Genomic DNA, 21,422 nt, shown 5'->3' with positions numbered 1-21,422 from the left:
GAGACGCACAGGCGCAGAGAAAAACAGAAGAAGCGAGAACGAATGCTGTCGCGCAGCCGCATCGAGCCGATGACCCGAGTTCGATACCCGAGGATTGTTCTTACGGGTTTGCTCACTGCGTCCGTGCGCGAACATGAAGGCGCTTGGCAAGCGCAGCAACGCCGATGCCATCGGTGCTCAAGCGTTGTCCCGTTTTGCCCGACGCATGGCCTTCAAGCGACGCATGGCCTTCAAGCCCTGGACGCCACCGCCGCCGGCCGCCATGACCCGCCCTTCGATACGAGCAAACTCTTTGCTCCGCAGGAGTGGACTTTCAACAGGGCATCTTCGCGTTCATCCTCTGAAGACCGCTGGCACGACGCTTGAAGAAACCCGGGACGTGAGAGTCCATCGATGAGCTCGGACCAAGCCAGCGTGATCGACCCGCAACGGAAGGTGCGCCGGATGCAGGTGGCAATTCGAGATCCGCGAGCGTACCGATCGCTGCCGGGCCTCATCGGACCGGCGCTCGGTCGCCGTGCGCGGTGCCGCCTTTCTGAAGACGATTCTCGAAATCTGCAGATCGGATGGATAAAAGAAACCGGGACCGACTCAGGCCGGTCCCGGTGTCGCGTTCATGGGCACGCCAGGCGTGCTCCACGCATCGATCTTCAGCGACCGCTGCCGCCGATCTGCTCCTGCAGCTTGCGTTGCAGTTCCGGATCGTTCTGGATGGCCATGACGATCGTGTTGAACCGTTCGACGTCGAGACCGCTGTCTTCGACGGCCTGGATCATTTCTTCATTCGCGGCCTGCTGCAGCTCGTTGGCTTTCTCGGGTTCCTGGGTGTTTTCCAGGCGCTGCGAGTAGTCCTGCTGGATTGCGGCGATGGATTCGCGAGCATCGAGAAATGCGTTCAGCTCCCGGTCGCTCACCTCGGTATCGGGCGCGGCCGCGGCCGGCGGCTGTTGGGCCAGCGCCGCACCGGACAGAAGCAGGGCGGCGGTGAACAGCGCGGCGGTGGTCAGCTTGAGGTAATTCATACAGATCTCCGTTGACGATGAGTGTGTGTTGCGCGCTCTTCATTGCACCCTGCGTGCCAACGATTCGAGTGTCTGAAATTCAATGACTTACATGCCTCGTGCCTGAGAAAACGGACGCTTGATGTGTCACAATGGCGCATGTGTCCCGGAATGGAGTCATCGTGCACACCCTGCGCAGTCAATTGATCGTCTATGTTCTCGTGCCGGTCGCGGTCCTCAGTCTGGCGATGTTCTGGCTGACCAGCAGGTCGGTCGAATCATTGCTCGAAGCGCGCATGGAAAAGGAGATCGAGCTGGTCGCGCGGAGTCTGCGGATGCCCCTGGAAGGCGCGCTGCGCAGCGCGGATATCGGCCAGTTGCGCGACGCGCTGGGTGCCGTTTCGGAAATCGGGCGGGTCTACGGCGCGGCGGTCTACGATTCCGACGGACGCCGGATCGCCGTGGCAGGCGAAGCGATCCCCGGACCGGCCGAACAGGCCCAGGCCGCCGAGCTGGTTGCCGTGGGCGAGCAGCTGGGCCAGTACGAGGACTTCGCCGGAGAGGCCGTATATTCCTACTTCGTCCCGCTTTCCACGGTCTATGGCCGCATCGACGGGCTGCTGCAGGTGGTTCGCGAGGAAAGCGACATCCGCGACCGACTGGACCGGACACGCTGGATGGGGATGCTGGGGATGCTGTTCGGGCTCGGCCTGATTCTGGTCGTCCTGCTGATCGGGCACCAGTGGGCCCTGATGCGGCCGATCCGGCGGCTGCTCGACGATATGCGGCAGGTCGAGCAGGGCGATCGTTCGTGGCGTGCGGGCGCGGGCACGACGCGTGAATTCGGCCGCTTGGCTCGTGGACTCAATCACATGCTCGACGCGCTGTGCCACGCCGAAGACGAGGTCCGACGACGGCGCGACGTCGAAGCGGCGCTCAACCAGCGCATCCTGCAGCAGGAAAGCCAGGCGGCGCTGGGGCGGTTCTCGGCTGGCGTTGCCCATGAACTGGGTGCACCGCTGACCGTCATCGAGACCGACGCCCGTCGCCTCCAGGGTCACGTGGGCGATGACGAAGGACGCCGTCGCCTGTTGCGGATCGGTGAGCAGCTGCAGCGGACCCGACAGCTGGTCGAACAGTTGATCAGCCTGGTCCGGGATCAACCCGGCCGGTTCGAGCGGCTCGACCTGATCGATAGCGTCGATCGGGCCGTCGCCGGCGCGCGGCCCGAAGCACAGACCCGGGGAATCGAGCTGGAACAGGAAGGGAATCGACCCGTTGCGGTCGAGGGCGTGTCGGTGCGCATCGAGCACGCCGTGCTCAATCTCGTGCGGAACGCGATCCAGGCCGCCCGCTCCCGCGTCCGGGTCGAGGTCGGGGTCGTCCAGCGGTGCGCGAGAATCTCCGTGGAAGACGACGGGCCGGGGCTGGATCCCGACCTGCGCGATGCGGCCTTCGAGAGCTTCACCACCGGACGCCCGTCGGGAGAGGGCGTCGGGCTGGGCCTGACGATCGTGCGGACCGTCACCGAGATTCACGGCGGCACCACTCGACTCGGTCGAAGCGAGGCCCTTGGTGGCTGCCGGGCCGAGATCCATCTGCCGTTGGCGGAGCGGGCATGACGATGCCGGTGGATGGAACGGCGCGTGTGCTGGTGGTCGAGGACGACGGTGCGCTCAACGAAATGCTGGTCGAGGAACTGGCGGCCGAGGGCTGGCAGATCGAGTCGAGTCGTTCCGCCGAGGGCGGCTTCGAACTGGCGGCCCGTTGCCGGCCCGATCTGGTCGTCACCGATCTGCAGCTGCCGGGTTCGGACGGGATGCAGCTGCTCGAGTCGCTGCTGCGTCTGCCGCGTCCGCCAGCGGTGCTGATGATCACTGCGTTCGGAACCGTGGAGCGGGCCGTTGCCGCGCTCAAGGCCGGCGCCGACAACTTCCTGACCAAGCCGCTGGACATCGAGCATTTTCTGATTGCCTGCCGCAGGCTCGTCGAGCAGCGTCGCATACGCGATGAGCTGGACGAGTACCGCAACACCACTGCTGGAGGCGGTTTCCACGGCATGATCGGTTCCAGTCGGGCGATGCTGAACCTTTTCGACCAGGTCCGGCGGATCGCGCCGACCGACGCTTCGGTGCTCGTCGTCGGACCTTCCGGATCGGGCAAGGAGCATGTCGCGCGGGCGCTGCACGCCGAAAGCCGGCGGGCCGACGCGGCCTTCATCGCGGTGAACTGCGCTGCGGTGCCGGCCGATCTGATGGAAAGCGAATTCTTCGGCTACGCGTCCGGCGCGTTCACCGGTGCCGACCGCGAGCGGCCGGGCTTGTTCCGCGAAGCGAGTGGCGGAACGCTGTTCCTCGACGAGATCAGCGAGATGTCGCTGGCACTGCAGGCGCGGCTGCTGCGCGCGCTGCAGGACGGCCGGATCCGCCCGCTGGGTGTGGAACAGGAGGTGCAGGTCGATGTTCGCATCGTCGCGGCCAGCAATCGCGATCTCGGTGAATGCGTGCGGACCGGCGAGTTCCGCGAAGACCTGTACTACCGCCTCGAGACCTTCCAGCTCGAAGTCCCGGCGCTGGCCGAGCGGGGCGCCGACATCGAGCTGCTGGCCCAACGATTCCTGCTCGAGCACGCGCGCGCTCATGATCGACCCGCGACCCGGCTCGGTGACGACGCCCTCGAGCGTCTGCGGAGCTATGATTGGCCCGGAAACGTCCGGGAACTGGGTAACGCGATCGAGCGCGCGGTGACGTTCTGCAACGGCGAGGTCGTCGGTGCCGACGATCTCCCGACGCGCATCCGCCTCGGTGCGGCGGGTCATTCATCCGTGTGCGGCACGGACGATGAAGAGCCGATCCCGATGGAGTTGCTGGAAGGCAATGTCCTGCCGACACTGGAGGAGCTCCGGAAGCGGTATGTGAACCACGTCCTGAAGTTCACCGGTGGCAACAAGCGACGCGCCGCGGCCCTGCTCGGGGTCGGACGACGCACGCTGTACCGGTGGCTGGACGCAGAGCGTCACGAGGACAGCTGAGCCGCCGCTTGCGTCGGGGCCAGGGAGGGTCACCGAGTTCAGGAAGTACCCGGGATCCAGGCTTCGTTCTGTCCCGGAGGCCGAATCCTTCGGAGGAGGGACGCTGAGGCGCAACGTGGCGAAGAGCGCGATGACCGGCAGAGCCAGAGCGAAGGACAAGGTCGAAGGCGTTTCTCGCGGAGACGCAGCGGCGCAGGGAAAAGTGCAGGAAGACAGAACGCGTGCCGTGGCGCAGTCGTCTTGCGTCGATGAGTCGGGTTCGTCACTCGGCCGGCATCGTCCATCGATTTTCTGTGCGCCTCTGGGCCTCGGCGAGAGCATGCTTTTTCAAGTACAGCGTTTCCATTGCGTCCGTTGCCTCTTCGCGGCATCGCGTCCATCCTCCGATCGACATGGGCACCATCTTCAAGAATCCAACATGACGGGATCCGATCGATGAGTTCGAACAGCGCAAGTGTGATCGACCAGCCGCGCGAGGTGCGCGACGAGGACCGCTTCGACGAGGCCGCGCTGGATGCCTGGCTGAAGGCGCGGATCGACGGACTGGAGGGCACGCCGGAGGTCGAGCAGTTTCCGAAGGGGGCGTCGAATCTGACGTATCGGCTGCGGTATGCGAACCGCGACCTGATCCTGCGTCGGCCGCCGGCCGGGACGAAGGCGAAGTCGGCGCACGACGTGGTGCGCGAGTACCGGATCCAGAAGGCGCTGAAGCCCGTGTTTCCGAAGGTGCCCGAGATGCTGGCGGCCTGCGAGGATCACGATGTCATCGGTTCGGACTTCTACGTGATGGAACGGCTGCAGGGCATCATCCCCCGGGCGAACCTGCCGAAGGGGCTGACGCTTTCGAAGGAAGAAACGCGGCAGCTGTGCCGCAACGCGATCGACACGCTGATCGAACTGCACTCGGTCGATATCGAGGCGGCCGGGCTTGAGCGACTCGCCAGGGGCGCCGGCTACAACCGGCGCCAGATCGACGGCTGGTCGGGCCGCTTCCGCAAGGCCCGGACCTGGAACGTGCTGAAGGGCGAGAAGGTCATGGACTGGCTGGACCGCCACTGCCCCGACGAGGTCGCCATCCGGTTGATCCACGGCGACTATCGTTTCGACAACCTGGTGCTGGACCCGCAGGACCCATTGAGGATCCTCGGCGTGCTCGACTGGGAGATGGCCACGCTCGGCGATCCGCTGATGGACCTGGGCAACGCGCTGGCCTACTGGGTCCAGGCCGACGACGACCGCGTCTTCCGCGCCTTCCGCCGCCAGCCGACCCATCTACCGGGGATGATGACCCGGCGCGAGGTCGTCGATGACTACTGCAAGAAACTGGGCCTGTCGCCGCGGCACTGGGCCTTCTACGAAGTCTACGGCCTGTTCCGGCTGGCCGTGATCGTCCAGCAGATCTACTACCGCTACCACCACAAGCAGACCCGCAACCCGGCGTTCAGGAACTTCTGGCTCGTCGCCAACTACCTGATCTGGCGCTGCGGCCGCATCATCCGCCGTTCGGGGCTGAGCTGATGCGGTCTCTTTGCTCTGGCGTCGTGCAAACGGCCTTCAGAGGATCGGCCGAAGCACGAGCCGACGATCGAGACCCGATCAGCCCTTGCCGCGGGTGCGGGTCTTGTCTTTCCGGGCGTTCTTTTCGAGGAAGCCGATGATCAGGCCGGCGACGTCCTTGCCGGTGGCCGATTCGATGCCTTCGAGGCCCGGCGAGGAGTTGACTTCCATGACCAGCGGGCCGTGATTGGAGCGCAGCAGGTCGACGCCGGCGACGTTCAGGCCCATGATCCGGGCGGCGCGCACGGCGGTGCTGCGTTCTTCGGGGGTGATCTTGATCAGGCTGGCGGTGCCGCCGCGATGCAGGTTGGAGCGGAACTCGCCGGGCTGGGCCTGGCGCTTGATCGCGGCGACGACCTTGTCGCCGACCACGAAGCAGCGGATGTCGGCGCCGCCGGCTTCCTTGATGTATTCCTGCACCATGATCGACACGTTCAGGCCCATGAAAGCCTCGAGCACGCTCTCGGCGGCTTTCTTCGTCTCGCACAGCACCACGCCGATGCCCTGGGTGCCTTCGAGCAGCTTGACCACCAGCGGCGCGCCGCCGACCATCTGGATCAGGTCGCCGATGTCGTCGGCCGCCCGCGCGAAGCCGGTGACCGGCAGGCCGATGCCGCGGCGCGACAGCAGCTGCAGTGCGCGCAGCTTGTCGCGTGAGCGGGTCACGGCCACCGATTCGTTCAGCGGGAAGGTGCCCATCATCTCGAACTGGCGCAGCACGGCGGTGCCGTAGAAGGTGATCGACGCGCCGATTCGCGGGATCACGGCGTCGAACTCGCCGAGCGTATCGCCGCGGTAGTGGATGGTCGGGCGATGCGAGGCGATGCTCATGTAGCAGCGCAGCGTGTCGACGACCTTGACTTCATGGCCGCGCTCCTCGGCGGCCTCGACCAGGCGCTTGGTCGAGTAGATGCTTCGGCTTCGGGAAAGAATCGCGATGCGCATGGTAGGTCCTGTCAGTCGAGGCGGGGCTTGCCCTGCAGGAACGCCCGGGCCGGGTACACCAGTGCGTGGTGTTCCATGGCCGTGCGTCCCAGCAGCATTCGGTACCTCATCTTCTCACGGTCGGCCAGGGTGATGTCGACCTGCCAGCGCGCGTGGCCGATGACGATCGATGTTCGGATCGTGAACCGCTGCTGACCCTTCCCGGAGCTGGAGCGCACGCGGCGGGTGCCGACCAGTCGGGCCTCGCAGGGGTGCCAGCCGTCGGGCTCGGGGTGGCCGGTGTAGACGTTGAAGCGGACCCGATCCTGGCCGTCGACGCTGAAGGTCTCGATCGCCTCGGCGTGCAGGGCGCAGCTCTTGGCGCCGGTATCCACGCGCGCACGCAAACGGTGGATACCGAGTTCCGGCAGCGCCACCCATTCGCAGGCGCCGATGATCATGGTCGGGGATTCGTGGGTGCCGATCACGTGAAGTGCTCGTCGAGGTAGCGATGGATCTCCTTCTCCACCGCCGGTTTGAGAAACGAGGCAAAGAAATCCAGCCGCGCGACCACGTGCACGCACTGCTCATCGACCTCGATGTGGCCGTCGCAGCCGCTGCGCTGGAAGTGCAGTACGTCGCCCTCCCAGCCGTAGTCGACCGAGAATTTCTCGGCAAGGTCCCGGGCCAGGTCGTCGGCGACCTGCTGGGCCTGCGCCAGGTCGTACTTGTGTTCCTTGCGGATATCGATCGTGCTCATGGGCGAAGTGTACCGTCAGGTCCGTCGGAAACGCGAACGAACATCGAACGCCCGTTCTGGCCGAGGCGCAGAGAGATTCACGAGCCAGGGAACGAGGCGACGGCCGCTCCGGGCGGCCGGCCCGTTTCCCTGCACCGTCTGCAGTGGAATGGCCCGACAGGCGTCATCTCAACGTTGTTGGAGTGCCGCGAAACGCCCCTACAAGCTGATTCGCGGCGGCACCAGGACGCTGGCCAGGATCATCCCGGCGGTCAGGGCCACGGCGATCATGCCGGCGAGGAAGGCGGTTTCGAGCCCGGACAGGATGTCGTGGCCGACGACCGAGGCAAGACTGCGCATGCCGATGCTGCCCGGTACGAGCAGGATCAGGCCCGGCAGCTGCATGACCGAACCGGGGCGGCCGGTGATGCGGGCGAACAGGTTGCCCGAAATCGCGACGAACAGTCCGCCGAGGAACGCGCCCATCACCGGCGAACCGGTCAGACTGCCGAGACTGGAGGCGCCGAACGCGATCATGCAGGCGAGCAGGATCCAGATCCAGTCGCGCAGGAAGGCCTGGAACAGCGCCACGAAGCCGATCGCGGCCATGCCGAAGCCGATGAACAGGACCCCCGGCGGCAGTGCGGAGGGCTCGACCAGCGCGACCGGACCGACCAGCGCCTGGCCGGCCGCACCGCCGGCGGCCAGGCCGAAGCTGAGGAAGGCGAACACCATGATCGTCGCCGCCAGCCGGGCCGCCCCGGCGACCAGGTGACCGGTGGCCAGTTCGCGGGTGGAGATGGTCAGGTCCATGCCGGGGATCAGCGCGATCATGCCTGCGATCACGGCGGGCATCAGCGCGGTCCGCTCATCGAAACCGCACCACAGCGTTCCGGCGAAGGTGACCAGGAAGGCCGCGACCGGCGCGATCAGCCGAGCCAGGTCCGGACCGCGCCGGAGCAGCAACACGCACAGACCGGTCACGCCGCCGAGTACGCCGGCCGTGATCATTTCCCGGAGCCCCCCGCCGATCAGGGTGCAGGCGCCGGCCGACACGGCCATGAAGGCGGCCAGCAGCGCAACGCCGCGGTAGGTCGGTGGCCGGGCGTCGATTTCGCGCACCTGGCGGTCGGCTTCGATCGGGTCGAGTTCGCCGGAGGCCAGCTGCTCCATGATGGCGGTCAGCTCCGAGAGCTTGGCCAGGTTCGGATCGCCGGGCTCGACCCGGGCCAGGTAGACCTGCTGCCGGTTGCCGTCGCCCAGCGAAATCATCAGCGCGGTGGGGGTCGAGAAGAACTCCGCGGTCAGTCCCAGCCGGTCGGCCATGACCTGCATCGCGGTTTCCAGCCGGTGCGAGGGCGAACCGGCATGCATCAGCGCCCGGCCGAGGTTCAGCACCAGGGTCGCGTAGGGACTGGACTCGAACGGCTGGATGTCGTCGTTGCCGAACGGGCGGGTGGGCTGCATCGCAGGTCGACGTCGGATCGGATGTGGGTCGGATCATACGTCACGTCTGCGCAACGCGCCGCCTCATGACCGCTACCATGGGTGGAACCCCAGCCAACGGCCGCTCGCCATGAAGCGCGAAGACATCGATTTTCCGTCCGAACACGAAGCCCTGCGCGAAGATGTCGGCACGCTCGGGCGGATGGTCGGCGACCTGCTGCTCGAGCAGGGCGGCGAGCGCTTGTTCCAGCGCGTCGAGGCCGCCCGCGAGGCGGCCATCGTGCGCCGCGCCGGCGAGACCCACCCGCCGTTGCTGGAGGCGCTGTGCCGGTTCGACGATGCGGCCGCGGCCGCGGCCTTCGCGCGCGCCTTCTCGGCCTGGTTCCGGGTCGTCAACCTGGCCGAGCAGGTGCACCGCATCCGGCGCGGCGCCGATCACTCGGTGGCCGGCGAGGTGCAGGCCGAGAGCCTCGAGGCGGTGCTGACCGGCTTGCGTGATGCCGGTCGCAGCTGGGACGAGGTGGCGCCGACGCTGGACACGCTGCGGATCGAGCCGGTGCTGACCGCGCACCCGACCGAGGCCACCCGCCGCTCGATCCTGGAAAAGGAGCAGCGCATGGCGCGCTACCTGGTCCAGCGCATGAACCCGCGGATCGGCGCGCGCGCCGCGGCCCGGCTGATCGACCGCGTGCAGATGGAGATGACGATTGCCTGGCAGACCGCCGAGCAGTCGGACCAGCGCCCGACGGTGGCCGACGAGGCCGAACATGCCCATTACTACCTGGCCAACGTGTTGTACCGGGTTGCCCCGGTGCTGCACGAGAACCTGGCCGAGGCCGTTCACGCCGTCTGGGGCGTGGACCTGCATCCGTCGGCGGTACCGACGCTGCTGCGCTTCGGCTCCTGGGTCGGCGGCGACATGGACGGCAACCCCAATGTCGGGCCGGACACCGTGCTCGATACGCTGGCCGAACAGCGCCGTCAGGTCATCGGCAACTACCTGCGCGAGGTCCGACGGCTGAACCGCTTGCTGAGCCAGACGGCTCGTCGGGTGAGCGTTTCCGAGGAGGTGTCCGAGCGCATCGCCGCCACGCGCGAACGCCTGCCGGAGGTCTTCGAGGCCATCCCGGCCCGGCATGCCGACATGCCGTATCGGGTGATGCTGTACCTGGTCGAGGCGCGCCTGGAGCGCACCCGCGACGATGTCGAACACGGCTACGCCACGCCCGAGGCCTTTTCCGACGAACTCGAGGCGATCGCCGCCAGCCTGCTCGGGCACCGCGGCGAACGGGCCGGGCTGTTCCCGCTGCAGCGCCTCATTCGTCGGGTCGCGATCTTCGGCTTTCACCTTGCTGCACTGGACCTGCGCGTGGATTCCGGCGATCTGCACGCGGCGGTGGCCGAACAGCTCGATGAACCCGACTGGCCGGAACGCGATCCGGACGCACGGCGCGCGGCGTTGGTCGAACGTCTGGCAGGACACGACGATGCGGTCGCCGCGGGCCGGCACCCGGTGTTCCGGCTGCTGGCGGCGGCCGCCGAAGCTCGCCGCCGGTTCGGGCGGCGGGCGGTGGAAACCCTGATCGTCAGCATGAGCCGCAATGCCGACGACGTGCTGGCCGCGTGGTGGATCGCTCGCCGGGCCGGGCTGGAGGACGGCGCGATGGATTTCGTGCCGCTGTTCGAGACCGTCGCCGACCTGCAGGCCGCCGAAGGAGTGATGCAGGGCCTGCTCGCGAGCCCGCCGTGGCGCCGGCTGCTGTCGCTGCGCGACGATCGCCAGACCATCATGCTCGGGTATTCCGACAGCAACAAGGACGGTGGGCTGGTCGCTTCGCGCTGGTCGTTGCAGGACGCGCAGCGCCGGCTGACCGAGGCCTTCGCCGAGGCCGGCATCCGGCTGACCCTGTTCCACGGCCGCGGCGGCAGCATCGGCCGGGGCGGCGGCAAGACCCATCGGGCGATCCTGGCCGCGCCGCCGGGCAGCGTCGGCGGACGGCTGCGGCTGACCGAGCAGGGCGAGGTGATCCACCGGAAGTACGCGCTGCGGCCGATCGCGGTGCGCAACCTCGAGCAGATGACCGGCGCGGTGCTGCAGGCCAGTCTTCCAGGTGCCGGGCACGGGCCGCTGCCGACGACGTGGTGCGAGACCATGCAACGGCTGGCCGAGCACAGCCGGGACGCCTACCGCGCGCGGGTCCATGACAGCGAGGATTTCGCCGAGTATTTCCGCGCGGCCACGCCGATCGACGTGATCGAGCGGATGCGGATCGGCTCGCGCCCGGCTTCGCGCCGGCCCGATGCCGGCATCGGCGGCCTGCGCGCGATCCCGTGGGTGTTCGCGTGGGGCCAGAGCCGGCACGCGCTGCCGGGCTGGTTCGGGCTGGGCAGCGGTCTGGAAGCGGTGGCCGACGAGGTCGGGGAGGACCGCCTGCACGAAATGCTCGACGGTTGGCTGTTCTTCCGCACCGTGCTCGACGATGCCGAGATGGCGATGGCCAAGGCCGACCTCGACATCGCGGCGCGCTATGCGGCGCTGGCCGGTGCGGTCGGTGAACGGCAGTTCCCGGAAATCCGCGCCGAGTTCGACCGCACCCGTGACTGGATCTGCCGCCTGAAGGGCCAGGCCCAGTTGCTCGACGGCGATCCGACGCTGCGCCGCTCGATCCTGCTTCGCAACCCCTACGTCGATCCGATGAGCTATGTGCAGGTCGACCTGCTGGCGCGCTGGCGCGACGGCGGCCGGGAGGACGCCGCGCTGGAGCAGGCGCTGGTCACCACGGTGCACGGAATCGCGCAGGGCCTGCAGAACACGGGGTGACGGGTCAGGGACCAGGGCCGAGTGGGGCCGTGACAGTGCCGGACGGACTCGTCCCTTGCCCCTTTTTCCTGGTCCCCGGCTACGCCGGTGCCGAGCCCTTGAAGGTACCGAGCACGACCACGGTCTTGCCCGAAGCGCGGAGCATGCCTTCCTCTTCGAGCGACTTCATCACCCGGCCGGCCATTTCGCGCGAGCAGCCGACGATGCGCGACAGTTCCTGGCGGGTGATCTTGATCTGGGTCCCTTCCGGGTGCGAGACCGCGTCGGGTTCGCCGCACAGGTCGATCAGCGTGCGCGCGACCCGGCCCTGGGTGTCGAGGAAGGCCAGGTGTTCGACCTTGCGGCGGGTCTGCAGCAGGCGCTGGGCCAGCTTCGCGCCGATCGCGGTCATGACTTCCAGCGCGTGATCCTTCAGGTCGCCTTCCAGCAGCTCGCGCAGCTGGGCGTAGGAAATCTCGGCCAGCTCGCACTTGGTCCGGGTGCGGACCATGACTTCGCGCTTGCCGGGCCGCATGAACAGGCCCATTTCGCCGATGAAGTCGCCGGGGTTCAGGTAGCTGAGGATCAGCTCCCGACCATCGTCTCCCTCGGTCGAAACGGTGACCGAGCCCTCGACGACGTACCACATGGTCTGACCGTTGTCGCCCGGGCGCATGACCGTGGCCCGCGCCGGAAAATGCTGGCGCTTGCAGTGATCGAGGAAATGATCCATCGCCACACGATCGACCGGGTAGAACTGGAAATCACGCATGCGTACATCCTGAAGACGAGTCGATGGGCGCTGCTCCCCGCGCCACGGGTACCCATTATGGAAGGACGGTCACGCTTGTCAATCAGGCCCGATCCTATCATCGGTGCCCGCCGAGTGACCATCGAGCTTCGATCTGGGGGATAATGGGCATCCGGGCTTGCTGGCCCGTTCACCCCGCCCGATCGAAATCCGGTTGCCCAATTATGGCAAAACGTCGCATCCAGCTGCACGGTTTCAACAACCTGACCAAGGCGCTGAGCTTCAACATCTACGACCTCTGCTATGCCACCAACGAGGAGCAGCGCGAGGATTACATCGCCTACATCGACGAGGCCTACAACGCCGAGCGATTGACGCAGATCCTGACCGATGTGTCGCAGATCATCGGGGCGAACATCCTCAACATCGCGCGCCAGGATTACGACCCCCAGGGCGCCAGCGTGACCATCCTGATCGCCGAGGGGCCGGTCGAGCCGGGCACGACGATCACTTCGGCCGCGCCGGGCCCGCTTCCGGAAACGGTGCTGGCCCACCTCGACAAGAGCCACATCACGGTCCATACCTACCCGGAAAGCCATCCGCACGACGGCATCTGTACGTTCCGGGCCGATATCGACGTGGCGACCTGTGGCGTGATCTCGCCGCTGAAGGCACTGAACTACCTGATCCACAGCTTCGAGTCCGACATCGTCACGGTCGATTACCGGGTGCGCGGATTCACCCGCGACGTTCGCGGCCGCAAGCACTTCATCGATCACAAGATCACGTCGATCCAGGACTACTTCAGCCGCGACACCAAGAATTCCTACGAGATGATCGACGTCAACGTGTACCAGGAAAACCTGTTCCACACGAAGATGTGCCTGAAGGAATTCGAGCTGGACAACTACCTGTTCGGGCTCCACGCCGACGACCTGCCGATGCAGCAGCGCCGCAGGATCGAGCGCCGGTTGCGCAAGGAAATGCAGGAGCTGTTCTACGGCCGGAATCTCTGAGCGTCGATCCGGTCCCTGCCGGGTTGCCCGGCGCTCAGACTCGGTAGGCGACGGCCTTCATCAGGTCCGCGGTCACGGCCATCAGGCCCTGGACCGGCCGCGGCAGGCGGGCCGCGCCGGCCTGATGCGCCAGTTCGGCATGCCGGGCTTCGTCGATCTTCATCTGGGTCACGATCGCGCGCGATCGCTCATCGGCGGCAGGAAGCCGGTCGAGGTGCGACTCCAGATGGGCTTCGACCTGGCGCTCGGTGGCTTCGACGAAGCCCAGGCTCCAGCGATCGCCGGCGGCACCGGCCAGCGCGCCGATCGCGAACGAGCCGGCATACCACAGCGGATTGAGTCGGCTGGGCCGGGCGTCGAGTTCGCGCAGGCGATCGGCGCACCAGCTCAGGTGATCGACCTCCTCGTCGGCGGCCTGCTGCATCTCGGCGCGGACGCCGGCGGTGCGCGCGGTCGCCGCCTGGCCGGCATACAACGCCTGGGCGCAGACTTCGCCGGTGTGGTTGATCCGCATCAGGCCGGCCACGTCGCGGCGCTCGTGTTCATCGAGCTCGGCTTCGGGCGCATCGGCGCCGGGGCGGCTGCGTTCGGCGGCCGGCGCGGGCGCGAAACTCACGCGCAGGGCCTGGTCGAGGTGGCTGAACAAGCGATCGATCGGAGAGCTGGTCACGGGCACGTCCCGATGTTGGAATCGAGTTTCGATTCTAGCGTGGGGCCGTCAGCGGCGGTTCGGCGTCGGCGACGGTTTGCTACCATCTGCGCTCGGACGATTCGGCACCGACGACGGCCTGCCCGGATCGCGGTGTTTCATGAACGATCCTGGCGGTGCGGCCGCCGTTCATCCCGGAGGAAGACACGTGAATCGTACCCCCCGCTTTTCGCTTCGCGCACACGGTCCCGCGGTCGTCGTGCTGTCGGCGCTGATGCTTCCGCTGCCCGCCCTGGCCGACTGGACCGGGTCCGGCGAGCTGGGGCTGGTCTTCGCACGCGGCAACAGCGACACGGAAACCATCAACGCCAAGCTCGGGCTGGTCTACACGCAGGACCGCTGGAGTAACGAAACCGAGTTGAGCTACCTGCGATCGGAGAACGAGGGCTCGCTGGACGCCAGTCGGTTCCTGGCCTCGAACCTGACCCGCTACGACCTGAACGACCGCAGCTACCTGATCGGCTCGGCGCGCTACGATGCCGACAAGTTCTCTTCGTTCGAATACCAGGCCTCGGCCGCGCTGGGCTGGGGCTATCGCGTCCTGACCGGCGAGACCCACGTCCTCAAGATCGAGGCCGGGCCGGGCGTGCGCTTCACCGAGGCGCGCGACAGCGGCGACTCCGAGACCGATTTCATCGGCCGCGGGGCGGTGGACTATCTGTGGAACCTGTCCGAAACCGCCAGGCTGGAGAACAAGTTCCTGGTCGAAACGGGCGCTTCGAATACCTTTCTCGAAAACGACCTGGCGCTGACCGTGGCGATCAACGGGGCCTTGTCGCTGAAGACCGGCGTCGCGGTGCGCCACAACACCGACGTGGAGCCGGGCCGCGACAACACCGATGTGCTCAGCACCGTCAACCTGGTCTACAGCTTCGACTGATGGCGACGGCCCCAGCGATGTCCTATTACCGCAAGCATCTGTTCTTCTGCACCAACCAGCGCGAGCCGGGCGCCGACCGCCCGTCGTGCCAGCAGTGCGGTGCTGCCGAGATGCGCGGCTGGCTGAAGGCGCGGGTCAAGGCGCTGGACCTGGCCGGGCCCGGCGGGGTGCGGATCAATACCGCCGGCTGCCTCGACCGCTGCGAGCTCGGCCCGGTGCTGGTGGTCTACCCCGAGGGCGTCTGGTATACCTACATCGACGAGCAGGACCTGGAAGAGATCCTCCAGTCGCACGTCATCGAGGGCCGCCCCGTCGAGCGACTCCGCCTGCCCGACGACCCCGGCGCCTGAGCCCGGTCGCCCGACGATGCCGATCCGCGCGCTGCCCGAGCATCTGGTCAACCAGATCGCCGCCGGCGAGGTCGTCGAGCGGCCGGCCTCGGTGGTCAAGGAGCTGGTCGAGAACAGCCTCGACGCGGGCGCGCGCCGGGTCAAGGTCGAGATCGAGGGCGGCGGTCAGCGCCGGATCCGGATCACCGACGACGGCCACGGCATTCCGGCCGAGGAGCTGCCGCTGGCGCTGCATCCGCACGCGACCAGCAAGATCGAGCGGCTCGAGGACCTCGAGGCGGTGGCCAGCCTGGGCTTCCGCGGCGAAGCGCTGGCCAGCATCGGATCGGTCGCCCGGCTGTCGCTGGCCAGCCGCGCGCTCGGCGCCGACAGCGGCACCCGGCTGGTCGCCGAGGGCGGTCGCCGCGAACCGTCCGAGCCGTGCCCGATGCCGCCGGGCACCGTCATCGATGTGCGCGACCTCTTCTTCAACACCCCGGCGCGGCGCAAGTTCCTGAAGACCGAGCGGACCGAGTTCGGTCACATCGACGAGTGCATCCGGCGGTTGGCGCTGGCCCGGATGGACTGTGCCTTCGAACTGCACCACAACGGCCGCGCGGTCCGCCGGCTGCCGACCGCCGACAGTGACGCGGCCCGCCAGCGCCGGGTCGAGGACGTCTGCGGCAACGGCTTCATCGATCATGCGCTGACGATCGAGGCCGAGCACGACGGGATGCGGCTGACCGGCTGGGTCGCCCGGCCCAGCTTCTCGCGCAGCCAGGCCGACATGCAGTTCTTCTTCGTCAACGGCCGGCTGGTCCGCGATCGGCTGGTCACCCACGCCGTTCGCCAGGCCTATTCCGACGTGCTGTATTCCGGCCGTCACCCGGCCTACGTGCTGATGCTGGAACTGGATCCGGCGCGGGTCGACGTCAATGTCCATCCGCAGAAGACCGAGGTCCGGTTTCGCGACGGCCGGACCGTCCACGGTTTCCTGTTCACCAAGATCCATCGTGCGCTGGCCGAAACGCGGGCCGGTTCGGACAGCGCGCAGGCCGGCCCGGCGGCCGGACGGGTCGATCTGCCGGCCTACGGCGCGGGCGGCGGTCAAGGCGCCGGACGGCTCGGCGAGGCCGGGCAGGGCGGGCTGGGGCTGCCGGTCGCCGAGGCCATCCAGCGCTATGCCGAGCTGGCGCGTCCGGCCGCCGGCGGAGAGGGCCCGCGTCCGCTGCCGGCCGACGGAGGGACTGCCGAAGTCCCGCCGCTGGGCTTCGCGCTGGCCCAGGTCCACGGCATCTACGTGCTGGCCCAGAACGCCCGCGGCCTGGTCCTGGTCGACATGCACGCCGCCCACGAGCGGATCGTCTACGAGCGGATGAAGTTGGCCTGGGCCGAGGACCGGATCCGGTCCCAGCCCTTGCTTGTTCCCGAGACGCTCGCGGTCTCCGCGCGCGAAGTCCGGGCGCTGGAGCAGCACCAGGACTCGCTGCACCGGCTGGGCTTCGAACTGCAGCCGGCCGGGCCGGAGAGTGTGCTGATCCGGGCCGTGCCGACGCTGCTGGCTCGGGCCGACGTTCACGCCCTGGTTCGCGATGTCCTGGCCGACCTGGTCGAACTGGGGGATACGAAGCGGGTCGAGCAGGCCATCGACGAGCTGCTGTCGACCGCCGCCTGCCACGGCTCGGTGCGCGCCAACCGGCGGCTGAACCTCGACGAGATGAACGCGCTGCTGCGCGACATGGAGCGCACCGAGCGCTCCGACCAGTGCAACCACGGCCGGCCGACCTGGGTCGAGCTGGACCTGCAGCAGCTGGACCGCTTGTTCCTGCGCGGGCGCTAGCCCGCATTATTCATGAATGAGCTCGCGCCCTTGCCTGGTCCTTGTCCGCACAGCGAATCTTTCTCGCTCGGAAATACAGCATGGTAGTCCGCTCGGTCGGAAAATCTCCTGTGCGAACGATTCCCGGCGCAATCATCGCGGCGATTCATGATTGATGCGGGCGAGTGGGCCATGCGGATCGTTCGGTAACGCTCGGAGCCGCTGTGCCGGTGCGAATCAAGGCGCGTTCCGCAGGAAATGGCCGCTTCCTTGCCAGGAAACGCAACGCCGAGTCGCGCCGGCAGAGTGGCTCCCGAAGGGCCGCCGCACGAGCACCGTGGGCTGCGTTCCGCTCGCTTGAATCGGCTACGGCCCGTCCTGCACTCGCGTGCCTTGCCCACCGCGCTCGTGCGGCGTCTGAGTGGTACCGAACGATCCGCATGGCCCACTGGTGCACCCCGCCACTCATCGTGTGACGTATGGCGTGCGCCTGAATCGACAGGGCAAGGCGCGGCCCGCAGTGAATGGCAGCGTCCTTTCCAAGAGACGCAAGGCCGCAATGTCGGTTCAGGCGCGCTCCTGGAAGGGCGAGCCGGAGCGCCTTGATCTGCGGCGTTCTTTCCCCGGGACAGGACGATGCCATTCCCTGTGAGACAGGCCTTGCAGCCAAACGCTTTCCGATTTGCCATACGTTACACGACGAATGGCGGGGTACACGGGGACGACGATCGGCTCAGGGCGTGTCCGTGGCCTGTTCGTCGCGGGTCGGCGAGGCTGTCGCTCCCGGTCCGGCGGGCTGGCTTGACGAATCCTCGTTGTGGGCGATCAACGGATGGCCGCGCTGTTCCATCCAGACCAGGATCTCGTAGAAGGTCCGGATGTTCTCCACGTAGCTGTAGGCCTCGTAGCCGCGCGCGTAGCCGAAGCGGGTCTGCGAGAAGAAGCGCTCCTGGGTCAGCAGCGGCAGGCGGTCGCGGACATCGACCCAGCGGTCCGGGTCGCCGCCCTGGGCCTCGGTCAGCACGCGGGCGTCTTCCAGGTGGCCCAGCCCGATGTTGTAGGCCGCCAGCGCCAGCCACAGTCGGTCGGGCTGCTCGATCCGGTCGGGCAGACGGTCCATCAGCGAGACCAGGTAGCGGGCGCCGCCGAACACGCTCTGTTCCGGGTCGCGCCGGTCCTCGATGCCGACCTGGCGGGCGGTCTGCCGGGTCAGCATCATCAGGCCGCGCACCCCCGTGCGCGACACCGCGTCCGGATCCCAGTGCGATTCCTGGTAGCTGACCGCGGCCAGCAGCCGCCAGTCCAGCTCGGTCCGTTCGGCGGCCCGTTCGAACAGCGGCCGGATCGCCGGCAGGCGCTCGCGCATCTGCTGCATGAAGTTGAAGGTGCCGACCGGCTCGTAGTTCTCGACGTGGCTGTAGTAGCGCTCGCGCAGGTCGGTGATCAGCGGCCCGCTGGGATCGCCGGCGAAGAACTCGCGCATCGCCTGGACCAGGCTGTCGTCGTCGCCGAGCCGGGTGGCCCAGGCCAGCGGCTGCGGCGGGCCGATCTCGAAGGCCGGCCGAACGGCAGGGAAGTAGCGGCGGTTCAGGTCGAGGATGTTCGAATCGAGGATCGTGAACTCCAGCTCCTCGTTGCTGATCGCCTCGAGCAGGTCCTCGATGCTGGCTTCCGGAAAGACCTCCCATTCCACGCCGTGATCCCTGGCCATCGGCTCCAGGAAGTGGGCATAGCTGGTGCCGTCCAGAACCCCGAGCCGGCCGTCGGCGAGGTCGGCCGGCTCGCGCGGTCGCCGCGAGCCCCGTCGGTAGACGACGACCGGTTCGACCTGCTCGTAGACCGGGCCGAAGCGCAGCTCGTCGAGCCGGTCCGGTGAACGCGACAGGTTGGCGGCGATGAAATCACCGCGGCCGGCCTGCAGGGCGGGTACCAGCCGCTCGATCGACGGCAGCACGACGACCTCCAGCGGCAGGTCCAGCGCCCCGGCGAAGGCACGGGCCAGGTCGTATTCGAAGCCGGCCTCGCCGTTGGGGCCCAGGTAATAGGTCGTCGCGCCGTTGATGGTCAGCATGACCAGCCGGCCGCGCTCCTGGATCCGCTCCAGCTCGCTGCGCGGGTCGTGCCCCGACAGCGCCGCCAGCAGCACGGCCCCGGCCAACAGGCCGCGCAACAACGGCCGGCCGCGCAGGACGCGCAGCACCGGGTACGCGTCGTCGTAACCAGGCGAGTCGAGCACTGCGGACATCCGGCCTTCCCGAGGGCATGGAATCGGACCTCGTTATACTGCAAGCCGCCGCGGTCGTGAGGCCGGGACGATCTGCTAGACTGTCGCGCTTTTTCGCGGACGCCCGAGGCAAGCCGGGTGCCCGCCCGCGGCGGGCCGCCCGTTACGCGCGGTCCACGCCGCCCACCTCCAGGACCTGTCATGACCACGCCCATCCGAACCCGTTTCGCTCCGAGCCCGACCGGCTACCTGCACATCGGCGGTGCCCGGACCGCGCTGTTCTGCTGGCTGGCGGCTCGCGCCACCGGCGGCGAATTCGTCCTGCGCGTCGAAGATACCGACCGCGAGCGCTCCACCGCCGAGTCCGTCCAGGCCATTCTCGACGGCCTGGCCTGGCTGGAGCTCGATCCCGACGAGGGGCCGATCTATCAGTCCGAGCGCCTGGCGCTGTACCGAGAGACCGCCCAGCGCCTGGTCGACGAGGGCAAGGCCTACCGCTGCTACTGCTCGAAGGAGCGCCTGGAGACACTGCGCGAGGAGGCGATGGCCAGGGGCGAAAAGCCTCGCTACGACGGCCGCTGCCGCGACCGAACCGATGCGCCCGAGGGCGTCGAGCCGGTGCTGCGCTTCCGCAATCCCGACGAAGGCACCGTGCGCTTCACCGATCGCGTGCGCGGCGAGATCGAGATTGCCAATGCCGAGCTCGATGACCTGGTCATCCAGCGCAGCGACGGCACGCCGACCTACAACTTCGCCGTGGTCGTCGACGACCTGGACATGAAGATCAACCTGGTCATCCGCGGCGATGACCACATCAACAACACGCCGCGCCAGATCAACCTGTACCGCGCGCTCGGCGCCCCGGTGCCGGAGTTCGCCCACGTGCCGATGATCCTCGGCGACGACGGCGCCCGGCTGTCCAAGCGCCACGGCGCGGTCAGCGTGCTGGCCTGGCGCGAGCAGGGCTACCTGCCGGATGCGTTGGTCAACTACCTGGCCCGTCTCGGCTGGTCCTACGGCGACCGCGAACAGTTCTCGCGCGACGACCTGGTCCGGCTGTTCCGGATCGAAGACGTCAATCGCAAGGCGTCGCGCTTCGACACCGAGAAGCTCAACTGGCTGAACCAGCACTACCTGAAGACCGAACCGGTCGCGCGCATCCTGCCGGAGCTGAAGTGGCATTTTGCCCATCACGGCCTGGATCCGTCGCGGGGACCGGCGCTGGAAGACCTGCTGACCGTGCAGCGCGAGCGCTTCGAGACCCTGGCCGAGCTGGTCGAACAGAGTCGCGCGTTCTACGCCGATTTCGAGACCTTCGAGTCCGGCGCGGCGAAGAAGCACCTGCGGCCGGTGGCCGCCGAGCCGCTGCAGGCGGTCCGCGATCGGCTGGAGCACTGCACCTGGGAGGTCGACGCGCTGGGCCGGGCCGTTCACGACACCGCCGAGTCGCTCGCCGTCGGCATGGGCAAGATCGGCCAGCCGCTGCGCGTGGCGCTGATGGGCCACGGCAGTTCGCCGTCGATCGACCAGACGCTGTGGCTGGTCGGACGCGGGCGGGTGCTGGACCGGATCGACCGGGCGCTGGCCTTCATCGAGGAGCGCGCCGGCCAGACCGGTTGAGCGGCCTCCGGTGATCCACCGGCCCGGACCGGTCTCGAGCCGAGGGGACAGGACCACGCCCGTTCGCGAAACATCCCGGTCCGTCGGGCCGGTCGCGGCGGGCTGCGTTAGAATCCTGCTCATGCAGCCTGCCGATCACGTCATCGAAGAAATCGAGCAGCGCTGCGCCAAGGACAGCCTGCGGCTGACTCCGACGCGCAGACGCGTGCTGGAACTGGTGCTGGCCGCCGACGGCCCGGTCAAGGCCTATGAGCTGCTCGACCAGCTCAAGGCCGAGCAGCCCTCGGCCGCTCCGCCGACCGTCTACCGCGCCCTGGAGTTCCTGCTCGAGCACCATTTCATCCACCGGCTGGAAACGCTCAACGCGTTCGTCAGCTGCTTCCACCCCGAGCACCGCCACCAGGGACGCTTCCTGATCTGCGAGCACTGCGACTCGGTCATCGAGCTGCCCGAACGGGTCGCCACGCCCGAGCTGGAGGCGTTCGCCGCCCAGCAGGACTTCGAGCCGACCCGCCAGGTGCTGGAAATCTACGGCCGCTGCCGCGACTGCCGGAACCGCGGCACCTGAGGGCCCGC

Annotated in this window: 18 protein-coding genes; 10 read left to right on the top strand and 8 right to left on the bottom strand. The window is 67.8% G+C overall.

The annotated features are described in order from the left end of the window. Positions 1-650: 650 nt before the first annotated feature. The gene (locus tag HFP89_RS05525) at positions 651-1,022 is read right to left on the bottom strand and encodes a DUF4168 domain-containing protein (RefSeq protein WP_168716641.1); all 372 of its coding nucleotides are present in this window, start codon (positions 1,020-1,022) and stop codon (positions 651-653) included. Between the two features lie 161 nt (positions 1,023-1,183). On the opposite strand from HFP89_RS05525, the gene HFP89_RS05520 reads away from it, so the two are divergent. From HFP89_RS05520 to HFP89_RS05510, 3 genes are all read left to right on the top strand, one after another. After that, positions 1,184-2,623 carry an ATP-binding protein gene (locus tag HFP89_RS05520; RefSeq protein WP_168716640.1) on the top strand — a complete coding sequence of 480 codons (1,440 nt, stop codon included), beginning with the start codon at positions 1,184-1,186 and terminating at the stop codon, positions 2,621-2,623. Then, on the top strand, positions 2,620-4,032 hold the full coding sequence (locus tag HFP89_RS05515) for a sigma-54 dependent transcriptional regulator (RefSeq protein ID WP_206212236.1): 1,413 nt from the start codon (positions 2,620-2,622) through the stop codon (positions 4,030-4,032). Before HFP89_RS05520 ends, HFP89_RS05515 begins: the two co-directional genes overlap by 4 nt. A gap of 435 nt (positions 4,033-4,467) precedes the next feature. Beyond that, entirely contained in the window at positions 4,468-5,550 is a 1,083-nt protein-coding gene (locus tag HFP89_RS05510; RefSeq protein WP_168716639.1) for a phosphotransferase family protein, read from the top strand. Between the two features lie 78 nt (positions 5,551-5,628). Here HFP89_RS05510 and rimK read toward each other — a convergent pair whose 3' ends face one another. From rimK to HFP89_RS05490, 4 genes are all read right to left on the bottom strand, one after another. Beyond that, positions 5,629-6,534: a 30S ribosomal protein S6--L-glutamate ligase gene (gene rimK / locus HFP89_RS05505; protein ID WP_168716638.1), complete on the bottom strand. Its 906-nt coding sequence runs from the start codon at positions 6,532-6,534 to the stop codon at positions 5,629-5,631. Positions 6,535-6,545: 11 nt separating this feature from the next. Beyond that, positions 6,546-7,001 carry a RimK/LysX family protein gene (locus HFP89_RS05500; RefSeq protein ID WP_346775194.1) on the bottom strand — a complete coding sequence of 152 codons (456 nt, stop codon included), beginning with the start codon at positions 6,999-7,001 and terminating at the stop codon, positions 6,546-6,548. Next, positions 6,998-7,273, bottom strand: a complete 276-nt coding sequence (locus HFP89_RS05495; RefSeq protein WP_168716637.1) for a polyhydroxyalkanoic acid system family protein — start codon at positions 7,271-7,273, stop codon at positions 6,998-7,000. Before HFP89_RS05495 ends, HFP89_RS05500 begins: the two co-directional genes overlap by 4 nt. Positions 7,274-7,471: 198 nt before the next feature. Continuing rightward, positions 7,472-8,719 carry a threonine/serine exporter family protein gene (locus tag HFP89_RS05490; protein ID WP_168716636.1) on the bottom strand — a complete coding sequence of 416 codons (1,248 nt, stop codon included), beginning with the start codon at positions 8,717-8,719 and terminating at the stop codon, positions 7,472-7,474. A 109-nt stretch (positions 8,720-8,828) separates the two neighbouring features. Here HFP89_RS05490 and ppc point away from each other — a divergent pair, with 109 nt between their 5' ends. Further along, positions 8,829-11,519: a phosphoenolpyruvate carboxylase gene (gene ppc / locus HFP89_RS05485; protein ID WP_168716635.1), complete on the top strand. Its 2,691-nt coding sequence runs from the start codon at positions 8,829-8,831 to the stop codon at positions 11,517-11,519. A gap of 79 nt (positions 11,520-11,598) precedes the next feature. Here ppc and crp read toward each other — a convergent pair whose 3' ends face one another. Then, positions 11,599-12,270, bottom strand: coding sequence for a cAMP-activated global transcriptional regulator CRP (gene crp / locus HFP89_RS05480; protein ID WP_206212235.1), 672 nt, complete (start codon positions 12,268-12,270; stop codon positions 11,599-11,601). A gap of 203 nt (positions 12,271-12,473) precedes the next feature. On the opposite strand from crp, the gene speD reads away from it, so the two are divergent. Then, positions 12,474-13,265 carry an adenosylmethionine decarboxylase gene (gene speD / locus HFP89_RS05475; protein ID WP_168716634.1) on the top strand — a complete coding sequence of 264 codons (792 nt, stop codon included), beginning with the start codon at positions 12,474-12,476 and terminating at the stop codon, positions 13,263-13,265. A gap of 34 nt (positions 13,266-13,299) precedes the next feature. Here speD and coq7 read toward each other — a convergent pair whose 3' ends face one another. Then, positions 13,300-13,935 (bottom strand): 2-polyprenyl-3-methyl-6-methoxy-1,4-benzoquinone monooxygenase, encoded by a 636-nt coding sequence (gene coq7, locus HFP89_RS05470; protein WP_346775193.1) that lies wholly within the window; start codon positions 13,933-13,935, stop codon positions 13,300-13,302. A 187-nt stretch (positions 13,936-14,122) separates the two neighbouring features. Between coq7 and HFP89_RS05465 the strand changes: the two genes are divergently transcribed. Genes HFP89_RS05465 through mutL form a run of 3 tightly spaced genes read left to right on the top strand, consistent with a single transcriptional unit; the run spans position 14,123 to position 17,023 of the window. Beyond that, a complete protein-coding gene (locus HFP89_RS05465) occupies positions 14,123-14,854 on the top strand; it encodes a DUF481 domain-containing protein (protein ID WP_168716632.1) in 732 nt (243 codons plus the stop codon). A gap of 17 nt (positions 14,855-14,871) precedes the next feature. Beyond that, positions 14,872-15,204, top strand: coding sequence for a (2Fe-2S) ferredoxin domain-containing protein (locus tag HFP89_RS05460; RefSeq protein ID WP_168716631.1), 333 nt, complete (start codon positions 14,872-14,874; stop codon positions 15,202-15,204). A 16-nt stretch (positions 15,205-15,220) separates the two neighbouring features. Next, positions 15,221-17,023 (top strand): DNA mismatch repair endonuclease MutL, encoded by a 1,803-nt coding sequence (gene mutL, locus HFP89_RS05455; protein ID WP_168716630.1) that lies wholly within the window; start codon positions 15,221-15,223, stop codon positions 17,021-17,023. A 712-nt stretch (positions 17,024-17,735) separates the two neighbouring features. Here mutL and mltF read toward each other — a convergent pair. Beyond that, positions 17,736-19,247 (bottom strand): membrane-bound lytic murein transglycosylase MltF, encoded by a 1,512-nt coding sequence (mltF, locus tag HFP89_RS05450; protein ID WP_168716629.1) that lies wholly within the window; start codon positions 19,245-19,247, stop codon positions 17,736-17,738. 180 nt (positions 19,248-19,427) lie between these two features. Here mltF and gltX point away from each other — a divergent pair, with 180 nt between their 5' ends. Next, positions 19,428-20,846 carry a glutamate--tRNA ligase gene (gltX, locus tag HFP89_RS05445; RefSeq protein WP_168716628.1) on the top strand — a complete coding sequence of 473 codons (1,419 nt, stop codon included), beginning with the start codon at positions 19,428-19,430 and terminating at the stop codon, positions 20,844-20,846. A 121-nt stretch (positions 20,847-20,967) separates the two neighbouring features. Continuing rightward, positions 20,968-21,414 (top strand): Fur family transcriptional regulator, encoded by a 447-nt coding sequence (locus HFP89_RS05440; RefSeq protein ID WP_168716627.1) that lies wholly within the window; start codon positions 20,968-20,970, stop codon positions 21,412-21,414. Positions 21,415-21,422: the final 8 nt, after the last annotated feature.

Origin of the sequence: Wenzhouxiangella sp. XN79A (genome assembly GCF_012272825.1) — a bacterium.
Classification (GTDB): domain Bacteria; phylum Pseudomonadota; class Gammaproteobacteria; order Xanthomonadales; family Wenzhouxiangellaceae.
This window is presented reverse-complemented; position numbering and strand designations above follow the sequence as displayed.